The sequence below is a fragment of the Rickettsia conorii str. Malish 7 genome (assembly GCF_000007025.1).
In the GTDB taxonomy this organism is placed as follows: Bacteria; Pseudomonadota; Alphaproteobacteria; order Rickettsiales; family Rickettsiaceae; genus Rickettsia; species Rickettsia rickettsii.
The window spans coordinates 754,190-770,134 of sequence record NC_003103.1 but is presented as its reverse complement, the minus strand read 5'-3'; the positions used below and the strand labels follow the sequence as shown (position 1 = coordinate 770,134).

The following is a 15,945-nucleotide window of genomic DNA, read 5'->3' as shown; positions in this document are numbered from 1 at the left end:
GCCCTGCTTTCGCGGGCATTTAGTAGAATATCCCTTTTTGATAAATTAATCAATTTTAAGTAAAATATAATAAAAAGTTAATAATTATTAGCCTTTATCTTGACCTCCTCATAATTTCTATTATAATGCAATGTTGATTATTATAATCAGAAATGAGGAAAAATTATGGCCATAACATTAATTTTTAATAAGTTACAAAATTTAATCCCAAATAATACCTCTCCAAAGTCAGCCTCCTATCTTGCTAACGATGAATTTGAGTTTATAACTTCTCCTACTAAGCAAGAAGAAAATACTGATTTTTTAGCAGCGTTAGATAATTCAATTAAGCAGTATGACGAAAAAAGTGCAAGATGTAATAAAAAAATAGTAGAAGTTCAAGCTAAATATCCTTTTTTAAATTCTAAAATAATCTTCCAAGAAGCAGTAAAAGGTCAGCCAGATACTCTAGGCATCTCTCAAATCAGATTTACAGATCTTTTAAATAAGCTTGATGGTAATGAAAAAGTAACTAACACATCTAAAAGTAAAGGTTTTTTCAGTACATTTAGTTCATCATTAAAAACAGTTTATGATTTCGGGGTAAAGAGTTTTAATTTTATAAAAAATACATCTAGTATTCTTTCTTCTAAAGTGGCTGAAACTTTTAATTTTGTGAGTAATAAAGTTTTTTCTTATTTAAATAATAACGCTGAAGAAACATTTAATCTCTTAGATCAACTAGAAACTCTTCCTGATAATGAGTTAGTAGAAGCAATTTTAAACACGTCTGAAAATGCATTAGATGAAGTTTTTGAAAAGATAACATATAAAAAATTGGTAGAATTAATGAATAATATTTCCGATGAACAAGCACAAAAATTAGTTCATTATATTTTGCCGGAGCATTTTGAAAAATTAATGCAATTTATTCCAGTAGATAAATTAAATACATATATGGATACTACCCTTTCTTTAGAAAAGCTTACCGAGCAGGAACTAAAAAAATTATCAGATGAGGATATTTCTGATGAACAGCTTGAAAATATAATTATTTTAGCAGGAGAAGAAAAGCTTGCAGAAAATTTTGATATTATTCCAAATAAAAATTTAGTAAGAATCATGAGTCATATTTCAAATGATAAGCTAGCACCAATAATTTCGCACGCCTCAGATGAAAGTCTAGTAAGAATCATTGATATTATTGACTCGGATAATCATGATTTATCGAAATCATTAGTTGGGCAAATAATAGCCTTAATACACGACAAGAAGTGTGTAAAGCAAGAATCAGGTGCAGTATCTGATAGTGATTCCGGATTCTTTGATTATGAAGATGAAATAAAAGTATCAGACAATCAAGTAGAACACTCTAATAGTGATTTTACTATGAAATTATCTTATAATTTTGGAGTCTTTAATTATGAAGATGATGTAGTATACTTATAATAAAGCTCTTATGTCATTTCGTTGATTATAGAAATCCAGTAAATGGATTCCTACTTTTCACTAAGAATGGCATAATTGATTGCGATTTTAGCATCAGGAGGGCGTATGTATAGTGGCTCGATAGAGCTATTTAATTTTACATCGCTCGACAATCTACTAGCAATATATCTACAGGTAACCCAAGCTTTAACTCGTGCAAAACGTGGCAAGGTTATTATATTCGGCAAATGCATAATTTGGTGATATATAAATTCAAGTCCGCTACCGCAACAAACTATATTCCCTTTCTCATTTGTAAGCAGTTGTATAGCATACTCGAAATCTATCAATAACGGCTCTTCTATTTGTCCTGATTTATGAAAAACTTGCATATAAAGCTGTGAGCGATAAGCGTTTAAAAAGACATATATTTTATCATAATCTGTAACTTGAGTTATGGCTCTAAAATAAGCATATTCAAAATTGCTAACCGCTACTGCTTTAATATTCTCCTTGGAAAATAATATACCTTTAGCACTAGCAAGTCCTATTCTAATGCCGGTAAAGCTACCGGGTCCGTTAGTTACCGCTAAATAATCTAAATCATCATATGAACATTTAGCTGATTTCATCACGTCTTCTATCATCGGCATTAGATTTTCTGCTTGCATAGAAGGACGTAATTCTTCTATATATGCAAGGATATTCTCATTTTCGGATATTGCTACCGATGCAGTATTATTGGCTGTGTCAAATGCTAGTATTTTCATAGATTATTATTTGAATAAGTCACTATGTGTACCGGTATGTATATAGATAGTGTACCAGGAAATTTTTGAAAAGCCCTTATGTCATTCCTGCGAAAGCAAGAATGACATGGAATAAAATAGTAGAGGTTTGCAGAATCATATTAAATTAAGCTTTTTATACATTTCTTTATACGCAGAATATTTATTAATATTTAAACCTTTTGCTGATTCTTCTAATATTTTTATTGATTCTGCATTTAATGCTTTTTCCTGTGCTATTTTATGATATATCGCTTCTCTTACAAAATTCATAATAGTATCATTTTTATGTGCAGTGTGAACTTTAAGAAAATGATGTAATTCGTTTGGTATATCTATGCTTAGTCTAGTCATATTACATACTTATTTAAGTAATTACTTAAGTAAGTATATCATAAAATAAGAAAAATAAAAGTAAAAATATAGTCTCTAAAAATTATTTAAAGTATATTCAATAAAAGTTTGGCGTGCTTCAACCTGTCTATTATTATGAAATAAATATCTATTAAAAAAATAGTTTGTTAGAGCTAAAGCTTGCCGTTTTTCTTCTAATGTAATCTCACTATTATCTGAAAGTAAAAATCTTGGTAACATCAATAATTTATCTTTATAAGGTTTTCCTACTTCATATGATAATGCTCTAGCTGATTTAGGTGATACATAGATTAAATCAGTTGTAACATGGCTCACACCGCACTTGGTAAGATCAAGCTTATAACCCGTCTCGGCAAGTAAAGCTAGCTCAAAATTAATATAATCACGAAAACAAAAATTCTTTGATAAATTATCTAAATAGTTAATTAGAAATGAAAAAAATTTAGAATGTTCTTCTCTTTCATGAAATAACTCTTTGATTAAAGATATAACGGAATTAAAGGCATATAATTTAGCTTTATTTGTGATAAAATAACCAGTGTAAGATTTAATGAGTTCACATTTAGCCATGCCAATATGTTCATGTAATCTTGCCTGCCAAAGAAAATCTATAATATTCCCTTCTTGATATATAAATTTACTTTTTTTAGAAAATTCTTTTACAACTCCCGAATATAAACCATGATTTTTAGTAAAAACCGTAATAATAAATGTATTTTCTTTCAAAGGTTTTTTAGCAATTATTACTCCTATATCTTTGATATTCATGGTTTTTTTATTAAATTTTCGTCATTGCAAGGAAAATTACGGAGTAATTGACTAAGCAATCCAGTTAAAAATGCTAATTTTTAGCATTTTTTTAATTATTTTCTGGATTGCCGTGCTCCTTTCAGTCGCTCGCAATGACGGTTTGATATCCGTACAACAACCCCCTAGCTTCCTCAGAATTTCCTGTATATGATATATTCTTATACCCTAGTTTGATTGCAGTAAATAAAGCGGCGTGATCCTCTCCTACATTTACAGTAAGATCTAAAACTTTTTCCGGAAATTCTTTACTTAGAGTTTTAAACATGTAATCAATTGCTAGCATACCGTAATATTTTACGCTAGAGGCATGATTTGTTAATATCAGCTGTTCTTCTACACTAGATAAAAAATTACGTGCTTCTTCCAAATTTCTTATTTCATAAACTATACTCATTTAATTATCTCTTTTAGGTCCTTTAAATGTGAGACGGAAGATATGAAGTCATATGTTAAATTTTCAAATTTAGAGCAGATAATCTTATTAAATCCAAGTTTTACGGCTTCTTTTATTCTTGTTTCTGCTTTTGCGGTTTTTCTTATTTCACCCGATAAGCTGATTTCGCCGAAAAAGACGCTATGTTCGGGTACAGGGTTGCCGGTTGCAGCAGATATTAAGCTCGCTGTTACTGCTAAATCAGAAGCAGGATCGGCAATTTTAAGTCCCCCCGCAATGCTTAAATATACCTCATAATTAGCAAGATTCAGTCCTATCCTACTACTAAGCACGGCAAGTATCATTGATAACCTATTAGCATCCCAGCCCACCGCAGAGCGTCTAGGAGTTACCATATTTGAGGGTACCATAAGGGCTTGTACTTCCATAAGTAACGGTCTTGAACCTTCGATTCCTGCAAAAATAGACGTACCTATAACGTTCTGTTCTCGCTGCATTAAAAATAGTTCAGACGGGTTTGTTACTTCAATAAGCCCGCTGCCGCTCATCTCAAATACTCCTATTTCACCCACACCGCCAAAACGATTTTTATATGAGCGTAAAATACGGAAATGATTATTATGATCTCCCTCAAAATATAGCACGGTATCAACTAAATGTTCAAGTATCTTAGGACCTGCTAGTTGTCCGTCTTTAGTGACGTGACAGCTTAATAAAATAATTATATTGTTTTGCTTAGCATAATTAACAAGCTCATTTGCACATGTACGAATTTGCGAAACAGTGCCTGGAGGCGATGATAATTCTTTTGTGGTAATTGTTTGAATAGAATCAATCACTATTAAATCAATATTATTTTTATTAGCTTCTATACTCGCAATAATATTTTCCAAATTAGTAGCTGCTAAAATATCGGTATTATAGTTAGTTAGGTTTAGCCTTATGGCTCTTAATTTTATTTGGTCTAACGATTCTTCGCCTGTTATATATAAGCAATTCATCTTTGATGCAAAGTTACTTGCTGCTAGCTGTAGTAACAAAGTAGATTTGCCTATACCAGGGTCTCCTCCTATTAATATAGCAGAACCAAGCACTAAACCGCCGCCTAGTACTCTATTGAATTCACCTATAGGGGTAGGGATGCGTAACTGCTCGGTTACATGCCCTGAAAGCTTATCGAAGTCTTGCTTACTACCGACTTTAACAATTACTTGATTTGTACTTATTATCTCTTCGACAATACTACCCCATACACCGCAATCAAAGCACTGCCCTGACCATTTAGGACTAATATTTCCACAGTTAGAACATATGTAATGTTTTTTGGTCATGTTTGTTTTTTAATGTCTTGTTACGCGGTTCTATGTCATTCCCACGAAAGCGGGAATCCAGAAAAAATAACCTTAATACAGGTACAAAATTACATACTATTAATAAAATAAAAATATAAAAACAAGTTTTTATATTTTATATGTGTTACTGGATTCCCGCCTTCGCGGGAATGACGGTAAAGCTCAAAACCAACAGCTTACTCTTACCATATAGTTTTTCACGTATAATTTCAATATTTTCATCTAAAATATAATCATCTGTTTTAGCCATCTCAATAACTATAATAGCACCGTCTTTGAGCCAATTATTTTTTATCAGCAGTTTCATTACTTTAGGCACTATATTTTTATGATAAGGGGGGTCTATAAAGACAAGATCAAATGATTTATTAGACATCTTCCCAAACTTCGCTTCTAGAGGTAATTTAAACGTCGATCCGGTACTCGCATCCTCACGTACTAGTGTGTACGCTGCGGTGCTGTGTTCCGTGTCTCCTTTAGATCCCTCTCTATAAGCTGGTTTAAAAAGATGTCTAGTAGCTTTCGGTAGATTTAAAGCATTAATATTAACGAAATTAACATTATTTTCAATGTTTAGAGATTTAGCAAATCCTTCTGCTATTTTTAATGAGGATGTATCAATATCAATTAAGGTAGCAAAACCTGCTCCTCTTGATAGGCTCTCAAAAGCAAGGCTACCGCTACCGGCAAATAAATCGAGAATGTGAGTATTTTCGTTAAATAATTTATTACCGGTAAACTCACCGGAGGTTAATATACTAAATATTGCCTCTTTGAGCTTACCGGTGGAAGGTCGATATTTGATATTTTTAGCGGTAGGTATAATTTGGTTTCTATATTTACCGGATATTATTTTTAACACTTATTTAGTTATATGCTTCTTTTATTGAGCGTGATTTTTTTTCGTCTTTTATTTTTGTGGCAAATCCTTTGCCTTTAGTGTTAGGCTTAAATTTTGCTGCGAATGTATTAGATTTTGCTTGTTGTTTTTCTACAGTTTTATCTTTCTTTTCTTTGATTTCTACTTTTGGCGTTGCTTGGTTTAAATTATTTTGTGCTTGTTTTAAAAGATCTTGTTCTTTAGCTTTATCAATATTATTATTTACATTATTTAAATTTTCTTCCCTTTCTTTAGATTTTTCTGTCTCAGCTTTTTGTCTTGCTTGTTGTTTTGCTGTTACTAATTCATCAATATTTTTAGGAGGTGGTGAGATATATTTATCTATACTACTAGTTAAGTTTTCAAATGACTTCTGAAGATTGCGTAAAGGTTTTTGAGTGAGTTTATAAGTTCCGGTAGCGACTAGCCCTCCGGCCAAAAGACCTGCTCCTAGAATGACAGCTTTAGTAGTAAGGGCCGTGCCGGTGACCAATAACACAGGCATTGCTACGAAAGGTGCAGCTGCTACTGCAAGACCGGCTACTACGGCAAGTCCTACTAAAAATTTTTTACTTGCTAAAAAATTTGTTACGCGGCTAATTCCTGATGTAGTACTTTTAGCAAGTTTTGTACAAAGCTGTCCTACTCCGGTTTTCAGAAACCAACCGCTTTTCTCTCTTGCATGAATTTTATCTTGTAATTTAGCATGTTCGTTAACATTGACAGATGTTTTTTTACCGTCTTTATCTTGATGATCTAAATTCCCTTTAGCCTCACCTTTAGTATCATGCATCTTTGTAGCATCGTTGATTTTTGCTTTATCAAAATCTGCTCCTTCTTTATTAATTCCAGCTAGATTTGCTGCTTTTAGATTCGCTTGTTTTAGCTTTGCTTCTTTAAATATAGCCTCGGCTGCTTCCACTGCTTGCATATCGGCATTTTCCAACACTGCTTTAGTGAAATTGGCTTTAGTAAGATCGGCACGCTGCATAATTGCATTTTTAAAGTTAGCTTCCTTAGCATTAATATTTTTGGCAATAGCATCCGAAATATTTAATCCCTCGGCTTCTGCTTTTTCTAAAGTAGCATTACTTAACTTAGCAAATTGTGCAGTTGCATTAGTAAGCGTAGCGTTTGTAAGATCGGCATATTCAAGATTTGCTTTATCAAGCTGTGCTTTTGTTAAATCAGCGTTCTTAAGTTTAACACGCTGCATTATAGTTTCTCTTAAGTCAGCTTCTTTTAAAGATAGTATATTTTCAAATTCAGCATCGCTAAAATAGGCATTTCTTGCAGTTATGCCTTGCATGTTACATTGCTCTTTAAATTTTGCTTCTAATGCATGTGTTTTATTCATAAAAACATTTTCAAGATTAGTAGAAACGATATTTGCTTGATCTAGAAGTGCATTATTTAAAACTACCCCCTGCATTTGAACTCTTTGCATATCTGCATAGGCAAGCGATATACCGGTAAGATTAGAATTTGTCCATTCTGAATCTTTAATAATTAACTTTTCGGCATCGGCATTAACCATCATAACCGCATTAAATTTGCTATTTGTTACCTCTACTTCAGATAAATCTACTTTAGGCATGTAAGCTCTCGACATATCACTATTTTCAATTTTGCTCTTTTTAAGATCAGCAAAAAGAAATCCTGCGTTACGAGCCGTAACATTTTGAAAAACGGCATTTTGTAAATTAGCTCCTTCAAAATTAGTAAAATCTAAATTACAATTTGAGATTTTGACATTCTCTAAGTTGGCTGAAGCAAATAATGTATTCTTCAGGTTAAGATTAGTAAGAGTTTTACCTGATAAATTAATCGCTGAAAGATCAGGAACTATATTTAAATCTTCTGAAAGATTTTTTTGCTTTCTAACAAATTCGGTAAGAGATAATTTTGTATTGGATTGTTTTGCTGCTTCAGCTAAATATAGATCAAATTCGGCAGAAGTTAATTTTATATATTCTTTCGGTATATCTCGTTCTGTGGCAGTCGAACCTATAATATATGATGGGTCTAGTGTTATTTGTATTTCTTCGTCTTTTAACTGCTCAAAAATACCATCTAAACCCTTACCGCAGAACATTCTAAGATTATCTAAAGCATATACTTCAGTTTCTAATTTGTTTATTTCATGCTGTAACTTGTTGATTTTTTCTAGTTCGTTTTGTCGGTTTCTAGCAATAGTTTCTGCACTATGCCAAAAAGCATTTAAAAGATTGGTAGCAATCCCAGGATTATCTAAATTTTGCTTTAGAGTTTCTAACTCTTCTTGCTTAGTCTTTAGTTCTTTTGATTTGATGTCCCATAAAGTTTTTTCGTCTTCTCCAGCCAAAATATATTTCTTTGTCTTCGTAGCTTCATCTATAACTATTTCTTTGATATGTTCTTTTTCTAAATCTTTATCTATATATTGATTTAATCTTTCAAGATCTGAAAAAGATAGTTTTATATCTCGTATTTTATCTTTGAGATTGGGGATTTTATAGTTATCATAATCTTTATAATTAAAATCTGTATAATGAAGATTTGCTCCTCTAAAGTCGGTACCGATAAATGTACAATCATTAAATTTTACATTTGTTAAATCTGAATCACATAATATGGTATTTGTTAAGTCACAATTATTAAATACGGCATCTGTTAGTATTGTACCTTGGAAATTAGCATTGGCTAAATCTGCGTTAATTTCCATATTTTCTAAACTAGTAATGATAATGTTATCATTATCTTCAGCGAAATATTTATTTTTGATAAAATCATTTAGCGAGACACTAGGGGTATCTTTTATATAACCAAGGTAATCGTTTAGGTCTTTTTCTGCACATTTATATATATTAAGATTTGTCATATGTATTCTATATGATTAGTTAAAATGTATTAATAATAACACATTACTAATTATTTTCCAGTATTTTATTATTTATTTCTTTATAATCTCCGGGTTTTAGATTATCTATTGTAAAACTACCATATTGAATCCTAATTAATTTGTTAACTTTTAGTCCACAATACTCGAATATTCTTCTAATTTCACGATTTTTTCCTTCAAATAAAACTACTTCAAACCAACAATTAGTTTTATTTTGCTTAAGTAATTTTATCGAATGAGGGTTATAAAATATCCCGTCAATTTCTAAATTTTTATAATTGCTTTTTAGTAGAATATCAGACTTCCCATACGCCCTAACATGATATACTCGCTTTAACCTACTTGAGGGAAGCTCAAACTGACGAGCTAAATCACCGCTATTAGTTAGTAATAATAAACCTTCGCTATTTAAATCCAGCCTACCTATTGAAATAACACGAGGTAAACCGGTTAGCTGTTCAAACACCGTTTTACGAGATAAAGGATCTTTATGAGTGGTAATTAAACCAACAGGTTTGTAATAAATCCAAAGCCTTGGTTTGTGTATATTATTGATTAATGTGCCTGATACTTCAATTTGATTACTAATATCAACATTTGTAGTTGGTGATAAAATTGTAATGCCGTCTACTTTTACCTGTCCTGCAACTATCAGCTTTTCAGCATCACGCCTAGAACAAACTCCTGCATTACTAATTATTTTAGCTAATCTATGCATTTTTAAATATAGTAATTTTCAATAGACCTCTTCCCAAGCGTCGTTTCTAGAGATAATTTATACGTCGATTCGGTACTCGCATCTTCACGTATTTCTATATATGCTGTGGTGCTGTGTCCCGTGTCTCCGTTAAATTCCTCTCTATAAGTTGGTTTGGGAAGAGGTCTAATAAGAATATATAAAAATACCCTTAAAAAGCAATATTAATAATTTTACATAAATTATTAATATAATTATACTATACCGCTACATATGTTTTAACAAAATTATACGAATGTTAATTTTACTTATCAAAACTTTTTATTCTTTAAAATTCTTATCGTCTTTTTTTAGCTGATTTTCTTTTTAACAAAAATTAAGTCCTTTGCTTTAATCTAAACTTCATTAAATTATGCAAAAACTTATTGGTTCAATCCTGTTAATTTCAGGTACTTGTATAGGTAGCGGTATGATAGCACTACCCATGGTATTAGCAAAATTAGGTTATAATACCTAGTATAATATTGATGTTTGTAATTTGGTTTATAATGTATTATACTTCTTTAATTAACCTAGAGCTTAATCTTCAAGCGGGTAAAGGCTTAACACTTGGGCATTGGGAAAATATTTTTCAGGACATACTGCTCAAATCATCGGTACTGTAAGCCTAGCTCCTTTCATATGCTTTACTTGCAGTATTTATATACGGAGGCTCTTCAATATTACAGAAGTTATTAGCTTTAAATACAAGTATAACTTATATAGGAGCATGGTGTATTATTACCTCTAAAAGAAATATCTATATGGGGTATAGTCACTCCGGTAGTTTTTACTTCATTTAGTTTCCAAGTAATCTTCCATACCTTAACTAGTTATTGTAACAAAAATGCTAAAGACGGCATTTTTATTTGGAAGCTTAATTCCTGCAATAGTATATATAATTTGGACTTGTAGTATTCTTATTGTAGTACATCATAATAATCCAACATTTTATCAACAAATGATTACCAGTAATGTAGAAGTCGGAGATTTAAGGAATTAAGTAATATAGCAAAATGGCCGTTCGTACAATTATTAGTTTGGATAATTTCAACTCTTGCTATCGTTACATCAATACTCGGAGTAGGAGTAGGGCTATGTGATTCCCTTAAAACTATGTTTATGAATTCGATACCGAATGTAGTAATGCGTAATATGACCGCTTCTATCGTTACTATATTACCAGTTTATATTGTAGCAGTAGTAGTACCTAATGCTTTTATTATAATTTTAGGATTTGCTGGTATGATTCTCGTAATTATTGCAATTTTATTACCGGTTTATCTGTTATATAAAGTAAAGATAAATAATTGATTATCTTGAATTACAAAAACAATATCTAATTATTATATGTGTAATTGTTGAAATGCTTATAATGGGCTATGAACTTGTTAATATAGTAACTAAATAATAAGGTTATTTATTATTAAATATACTAGTAGTATTGAAAAATAGGAATTTTGTAAATATAAATATTATGATAATAGGAAATAATATAGAAACAATCAAACATGTAAGAAATAATGGGCAAATATCCGTGGGGAAGAAATATGCAGGAAAACAGATACAAGTTTTAACATCAAGTGACGGTACTATAATAATAAAGCCCGGTAAGTTCATTCCTTATAATGAGATGTGGCTTTATAGGAACAATAATAATGAGGTGTTTGATAAAGCAATAGGATAGACAGGAAAAAATAAAAGATAAACATCATCATTGCGAGGAAGGTACGAAGTAACTGACGAAGCAATCTCAGGAAAAATTCCTGAGATTGCCACGCTCACTAACGTTCGCTCGCAATGACGATTTGGTATCCACGCAATAATGACGTAAAACAATTCTGATTTAATTAGAGTTAAAAGTTCTTGTCTCCAAATTACCAAATTTAGAAAATTGACTATCATAATAAAGCGGAACATTTCCAACTGGTCCGTTACGATGTTTTGCAACAATTATATCGGCAATATTATATACTTTGTTGAGTTTATCTAACCATGCGGCATGTTTAGCATCGCCTGCTGCCGGTTCTTTTCTAGTTAAATAATATTCTTCACGATAAATAAACATTACTATATCAGCATCCTGTTCTATAGTTCCCGATTCTCGAAGATCGGATAGCATAGGTTTTTTGTCCTCACGTAGTTCTACCGCTCTTGAAAGCTGAGATAACGCAATAACCGGAATATTTAACTCTTTTGCTATTGCTTTTAAACCTTGGGTTATTTCTGAAATCTCGCTAACTCTATTTTCGGATTTACTTACTCCTCTAATTAATTGTAAATAATCAATAAATAATATACCGAGATTATGCTTGCGTTTCATTCTTCTAGCTCTTGTTCTTATAGCGGAAATAGATAGAGCAGGGGTATCATCGATAAAAAATTGTAATTCCGATAAAGTATTGGCTTCCTTGCGAAGACGGTTATATTTTTCTTCACCTAGAATCCCCGTACGAAGAGAAGTAGAATCAATTTCTGCACACATTGAAAGTAGACGTGTGGTTAGCTGTTCTGAGGACATTTCTAAAGAGAAAAAACCTACTGACTGAATTTCTTGATTATCTCTAATATTTTTAAGACGCATATTATTACAGGCATTAAGTGCAAGATTTATAGCAAATGCCGTTTTACCCATAGACGGACGTCCTGCAAGAATGATAAGATCGGAATTATGAAAGCCGCATAATTTATTATCTAGATCAATCAAACCGGTAGATATACCGATTATATGATCATTATTTTTCATAGCCCTATTAATACTAGCTAGTGATTCTGAAATAGATATACCGATTTTGGTAAAACTTTTTTCATTCAAGCCTTCGCTAGCTAAATCGTAAAGTTTAGCTTCGGCATGTTCAATCTGTTCCTTTGCTTCAACTTCTAATGAAGAATTATAGGCATTATTTACTACTTCTTCACCGATATTTATTAAATTACGCTTTATTGCTAAATCATATATTATTTTACCATAATCAAGCGGATTTATTACCATCATTGACATAGTTATCAATTTTGCTAAATACTCCGCTCCTTCTACTTCTTGAAATAGTTCATCTTGAGTTAACATACTACGTAAAGTAATAGGTGTAGCTGTCAGCCCTTTTTCAGTAATTTTCTCAATTGCCTTATAGATTTTTTGATGAATGGGTTCAAAAAAATGTTCATCACGTAAAAATTCCGATACGTAATTTAGTAATTCGTTATTGGTTAAAATCGCCCCAAGTAGCATTTGCTCTGCTTGAACATTTGAAGGTAAAACCCTTGGTATAGGTAAATTATCTTCGTTATCAGCTAATATATTTGTTTCGTTATTTATTTTATTACGTGCCATTGTTGTTTGTTAAATTATTATATGGTTTGAAAAAAGAAGTCCTTTATGTCATTCCCACGAGGTATTGTTGCGTGGATACCGAGTCGTCATTGCAAGCAGCCGTAGGCTGCGTGGTGGTAAAAAAATTCTGTAAATCAGAATTTTTACTGGATTGCTTCGTCAATTACTTATGTAATTTCCTCGCAATGACGTTAAAACCGATCCACACAACAAAGCCCAAAACAGAACATTTTACATTATTCATTCTTTGCTTCATTTCTACGTTCAGCGATTAATTTATCTACTAAACTTTCTTCCGGTGAAAAATATTTATTAATGATATTACAGGCTTTTTTAAATGCAAGTTTTAATAGTAAAGTTGATACTTTATTGCTCATAACTATCCCAGCGTTTAATTAAATTAGTTTCGATATCGAAAAAATCTAAAACTCTAGTAATAGAATGATTCACTATATCATCTATACTTACAGGGTTATTATAAAAAGCCGGCACGGGCGGCGATATAATGCCGCCGTAACTCGCTACTTTTAACATATTTTCTAAATGTCCGATATGCAAAGGAGTTTCACGGGTCATTAAAATAAGTTTCCTTCTGTCTTTAAGTACAACACCTGCTGCTCTACTAATTAAATTATCTTCCATTGAGTGAGCAAGACTTGCTAAGGTCTTCATACTACAAGGGGCTATTATCATGCCTGAAGTTTTAAAAGAGCCGCTTGAAATAGTAGCACCTAAATCTTTATCGTCATAATAATAATTAGCCAGTAGTTTAACTTTATCTATAGAATATTTAGTTTCGAGCTTTATAGTAAGAGCTGCTCCCTCTGAAATAACCAAATGAGTTTCGATATTTTGTTGCTTTAGTACTTCAAGCAAACGAATACCGTATATTGCTCCTGAAGCTCCAGAAATTGCTATAACAATTTTTGTTTCTTTATTCATCTAGGTTTCTATAATTTATCAGTTTAGTATATAATAAAAAAAAAATTATAAAATACATTATATATGCGAATAGCAAAAATATTATTACCGGTAGCAAAATTATTTCCGCTAGATTATTTAATACCTGAAGATTTAGAGCTAAACATAGGTGATCTTGTTGTAGTGCCTTTTAGAAATAAGGAATTAACCGGCATAGTATGGGAGCTTGTTTCAAATTCCGAGGCAAAAAAAATAAAAACTATTAGAGTGAAAGTACCGTTAAACTTAAATATTACTTCAGAAGTTTTAGAATTAATTAAATGGATGAGTAGCTACTATATGTCAGAGCTTGGGAGCATAGCCAAGTTAGTATTACCTATGGATATTGCTGAAAAACCGATTAAAGTTAAGGAGCAGAAAGTCAATAATAACTTTGTGCTACCTGATTTGTCGGAAGAGCAGAAACAAGCAGTAACAATTTTAAATGAAAGTAATAAGCCAACACTTGTTAAAGGTGTTACGGGATCAGGTAAAACAGAAATATATTTTCATCTAATAGCAGATTACTTAGCAAAAGGCAAACAAGTGCTTGTTATGTTGCCTGAAATTGCTTTAAGTACACAAATTATTAATCGTTTTATAGAGCGATTCGGTTTTGAGCCTATCATATGGAACTCAAGCGTTACCAAAGCTCACAAGAAAATGATTTTAAGAGGTATATTAAGCGATAAAGTTAAAGTAGTAATTGGGGCTAGAAGTAGTTTGTTTTTACCTTTTAAAAATCTCGGTTTAATAGTTATAGATGAGGAACATGACGATTCCTATAAACAAGATGACGGTATATTATATAATGCTAGGGATACGGCTATCGTAAGAGGTACATTTGATAAAGCACAAATTGTTTTGTGTTCGGCAACACCGTCTATTGAAACGATACATAATATAGAAATTGGTAAATATCAATTGGTTACATTGGTTAATAGATACAAAAATGTCGATTTGCCAAATATAGAAATAATCGACATGACTAAAGAAAAGCTATCTAAGAATTCCTATTTATCCAAGCTTCTTATAGAAGCTATCAAAGGTAATTTAGATAATAAAAAGCAAGTCTTATTATTTCTTAATAGGCGTGGTTATGCTCCGCTCATGCTATGCAAAGCTTGCGGTTACAGATTGACCTGTAAATTCTGCTCTTCTTGGATGGTAGTACATAAAGCGACTAAAAAACTTGAATGTCACCATTGCGGTTATCAAAGTAAAATTTTTAGTTCTTGTCCTGAATGTCTAGAGGATGAAACATTAACTATCTGTGGTCCAGGTATAGAGAGAATAGAGGAAGAAGCAAAAGCACTTTTTCCTGAGAGTAAAATTGCGGTGATAAGTAAAGATCATGCTAAAAGCCCGGAAAAAATAGCACAGCTTTTACATCAAATGGAAAATTTAGAAATTGATATTTTAATAGGCACACAAATAATAACAAAAGGTTATCACTTTCCGAATCTTACTTTAGTTGGAGTAATAGATGCCGATCTTGGAAGCAATAATGCCGATCTTAGAGCATCTGAGCGCACTTTTCAGCTACTACATCAGGTAGGTGGTAGAGCGGGTAGAGGAGATAGTAAAGGTGTAGTATATTTACAAAGCTATTATCCTGATAATACAATTTTTAGTTATGTTAAAGCCGGTGATGAAGATAGTTTTTTTGCAAATGAACTTGAAATAAGAAAATCAGCAGATATGCCGCCATTTTCCAAAACAGCATCGGTAATTTTGTCAGGTTCCAGTGAGGCTAAAATTCTAGAAATTGCTAGGGATATGGTCCGAATTGCACCAAAAGCAAACGTGAAAATTTTAGGACCGGCAAGCTCATTAATGTCAAAGCTCGCTGGTAAATATCGTTACCGAATACTTATTATAGCCAATAAGAAATTTAATTTGCAGAAATATTTAAAATTTTGGCTAAGCCTTATAAAAATTCCTTCTTTTTGCCATCTAAAAATAGATATCGATCCTAAAAGTTTTTATTAGCTTCTATATCTTTCTCCTTGATTCTTCGACGGTGGAACA

The 15,945-nt window shown here is 31.8% G+C and carries 16 protein-coding genes; 5 read left to right on the top strand and 11 right to left on the bottom strand.

The genetic code is table 11. From position 1 onward, the window contains the following. Window positions 1–165: 165 nt before the first annotated feature. Window positions 166–1,428, top strand: a complete 1,263-nt coding sequence (locus RC_RS04080; RefSeq protein WP_010977424.1) for a hypothetical protein — start codon at window positions 166–168, stop codon at window positions 1,426–1,428. Between the two features lie 50 nt (window positions 1,429–1,478). On the opposite strand, the gene tsaB is transcribed toward RC_RS04080, so the two are convergent. From tsaB to RC_RS04040, 8 genes are all read right to left on the bottom strand, one after another. Further along, window positions 1,479–2,177 carry a tRNA (adenosine(37)-N6)-threonylcarbamoyltransferase complex dimerization subunit type 1 TsaB gene (tsaB, locus tag RC_RS04075; protein WP_010977423.1) on the bottom strand — a complete coding sequence of 233 codons (699 nt, stop codon included), beginning with the start codon at window positions 2,175–2,177 and terminating at the stop codon, window positions 1,479–1,481. Window positions 2,178–2,312: 135 nt separating this feature from the next. Next, entirely contained in the window at window positions 2,313–2,549 is a 237-nt protein-coding gene (locus tag RC_RS04070) for a hypothetical protein (protein WP_010977422.1), read from the bottom strand. A gap of 75 nt (window positions 2,550–2,624) precedes the next feature. Continuing rightward, window positions 2,625–3,338, bottom strand: coding sequence for a DNA repair protein RecO (gene recO, locus RC_RS04065; RefSeq protein WP_004998176.1), 714 nt, complete (start codon window positions 3,336–3,338; stop codon window positions 2,625–2,627). 121 nt (window positions 3,339–3,459) lie between these two features. Further along, complete coding sequence (locus RC_RS04060) at window positions 3,460–3,774, bottom strand: hypothetical protein (RefSeq protein WP_004998178.1); 315 nt, start codon at window positions 3,772–3,774, stop codon at window positions 3,460–3,462. After that, a complete protein-coding gene (gene radA / locus RC_RS04055) occupies window positions 3,771–5,105 on the bottom strand; it encodes a DNA repair protein RadA (RefSeq protein ID WP_010977421.1) in 1,335 nt (444 codons plus the stop codon). The genes RC_RS04060 and radA overlap by 4 nt, the downstream gene beginning before the upstream one ends. A gap of 145 nt (window positions 5,106–5,250) precedes the next feature. Then, window positions 5,251–5,988, bottom strand: coding sequence for an RsmD family RNA methyltransferase (locus RC_RS04050; RefSeq protein WP_010977420.1), 738 nt, complete (start codon window positions 5,986–5,988; stop codon window positions 5,251–5,253). 4 nt (window positions 5,989–5,992) lie between these two features. Further along, entirely contained in the window at window positions 5,993–8,866 is a 2,874-nt protein-coding gene (locus RC_RS04045; RefSeq protein ID WP_010977419.1) for a pentapeptide repeat-containing protein, read from the bottom strand. Window positions 8,867–8,912: 46 nt separating this feature from the next. Continuing rightward, window positions 8,913–9,605, bottom strand: a complete 693-nt coding sequence (locus tag RC_RS04040) for a pseudouridine synthase (protein ID WP_010977418.1) — start codon at window positions 9,603–9,605, stop codon at window positions 8,913–8,915. Window positions 9,606–9,996: 391 nt separating this feature from the next. Between RC_RS04040 and RC_RS11245 the strand changes: the two genes are divergently transcribed. From RC_RS11245 to RC_RS04025, 3 genes are all read left to right on the top strand, one after another. After that, entirely contained in the window at window positions 9,997–10,101 is a 105-nt protein-coding gene (locus RC_RS11245) for an aromatic amino acid transport family protein (RefSeq protein WP_012150982.1), read from the top strand. Between the two features lie 530 nt (window positions 10,102–10,631). Next, complete coding sequence (locus RC_RS07705) at window positions 10,632–10,937, top strand: aromatic amino acid transport family protein (protein WP_071597805.1); 306 nt, start codon at window positions 10,632–10,634, stop codon at window positions 10,935–10,937. A gap of 163 nt (window positions 10,938–11,100) precedes the next feature. Beyond that, window positions 11,101–11,310 carry a hypothetical protein gene (locus tag RC_RS04025; protein ID WP_014419854.1) on the top strand — a complete coding sequence of 70 codons (210 nt, stop codon included), beginning with the start codon at window positions 11,101–11,103 and terminating at the stop codon, window positions 11,308–11,310. 159 nt (window positions 11,311–11,469) lie between these two features. Here the strand turns inward: RC_RS04025 and RC_RS04020 are convergent, their stop codons facing one another. From RC_RS04020 to RC_RS04015, 3 genes are all read right to left on the bottom strand, one after another. Beyond that, entirely contained in the window at window positions 11,470–12,954 is a 1,485-nt protein-coding gene (locus RC_RS04020) for a replicative DNA helicase (protein WP_004998193.1), read from the bottom strand. Window positions 12,955–13,190: 236 nt separating this feature from the next. Further along, complete coding sequence (locus tag RC_RS09630; RefSeq protein ID WP_014273580.1) at window positions 13,191–13,331, bottom strand: hypothetical protein; 141 nt, start codon at window positions 13,329–13,331, stop codon at window positions 13,191–13,193. After that, window positions 13,321–13,896 (bottom strand): UbiX family flavin prenyltransferase, encoded by a 576-nt coding sequence (locus RC_RS04015; RefSeq protein WP_010977413.1) that lies wholly within the window; start codon window positions 13,894–13,896, stop codon window positions 13,321–13,323. The genes RC_RS09630 and RC_RS04015 overlap by 11 nt, the downstream gene beginning before the upstream one ends. A gap of 63 nt (window positions 13,897–13,959) precedes the next feature. On the opposite strand from RC_RS04015, the gene RC_RS04010 reads away from it, so the two are divergent. Then, window positions 13,960–15,906: a primosomal protein N' gene (locus RC_RS04010; protein ID WP_010977412.1), complete on the top strand. Its 1,947-nt coding sequence runs from the start codon at window positions 13,960–13,962 to the stop codon at window positions 15,904–15,906. Window positions 15,907–15,945 lie beyond the last annotated feature (39 nt).

Bases quoted from the DNA above. Each gene is read 5' to 3' on its own strand.
- RC_RS04080 (WP_010977424.1), top strand. From the start codon at position 166: ATGGCCATAACATTAATTTTTAATAAGTTACAAAATTTAATCCCAAAT.
- tsaB (WP_010977423.1), bottom strand. From the start codon at position 2,177: ATGAAAATACTAGCATTTGACACAGCCAATAATACTGCATCGGTAGCA.
- RC_RS04070 (WP_010977422.1), bottom strand. From the start codon at position 2,549: ATGACTAGACTAAGCATAGATATACCAAACGAATTACATCATTTTCTT.
- recO (WP_004998176.1), bottom strand. From the start codon at position 3,338: ATGAATATCAAAGATATAGGAGTAATAATTGCTAAAAAACCTTTGAAA.
- RC_RS04060 (WP_004998178.1), bottom strand. From the start codon at position 3,774: ATGAGTATAGTTTATGAAATAAGAAATTTGGAAGAAGCACGTAATTTT.
- radA (WP_010977421.1), bottom strand. From the start codon at position 5,105: ATGACCAAAAAACATTACATATGTTCTAACTGTGGAAATATTAGTCCT.
- RC_RS04045 (WP_010977419.1), bottom strand. From the start codon at position 8,866: ATGACAAATCTTAATATATATAAATGTGCAGAAAAAGACCTAAACGAT.
- RC_RS04040 (WP_010977418.1), bottom strand. From the start codon at position 9,605: ATGCATAGATTAGCTAAAATAATTAGTAATGCAGGAGTTTGTTCTAGG.
- RC_RS11245 (WP_012150982.1), top strand. From the start codon at position 9,997: ATGCAAAAACTTATTGGTTCAATCCTGTTAATTTCAGGTACTTGTATA.
- RC_RS04025 (WP_014419854.1), top strand. From the start codon at position 11,101: ATGATAATAGGAAATAATATAGAAACAATCAAACATGTAAGAAATAAT.
- RC_RS04020 (WP_004998193.1), bottom strand. From the start codon at position 12,954: ATGGCACGTAATAAAATAAATAACGAAACAAATATATTAGCTGATAAC.
- RC_RS09630 (WP_014273580.1), bottom strand. From the start codon at position 13,331: ATGAGCAATAAAGTATCAACTTTACTATTAAAACTTGCATTTAAAAAA.
- RC_RS04015 (WP_010977413.1), bottom strand. From the start codon at position 13,896: ATGAATAAAGAAACAAAAATTGTTATAGCAATTTCTGGAGCTTCAGGA.
- RC_RS04010 (WP_010977412.1), top strand. From the start codon at position 13,960: ATGCGAATAGCAAAAATATTATTACCGGTAGCAAAATTATTTCCGCTA.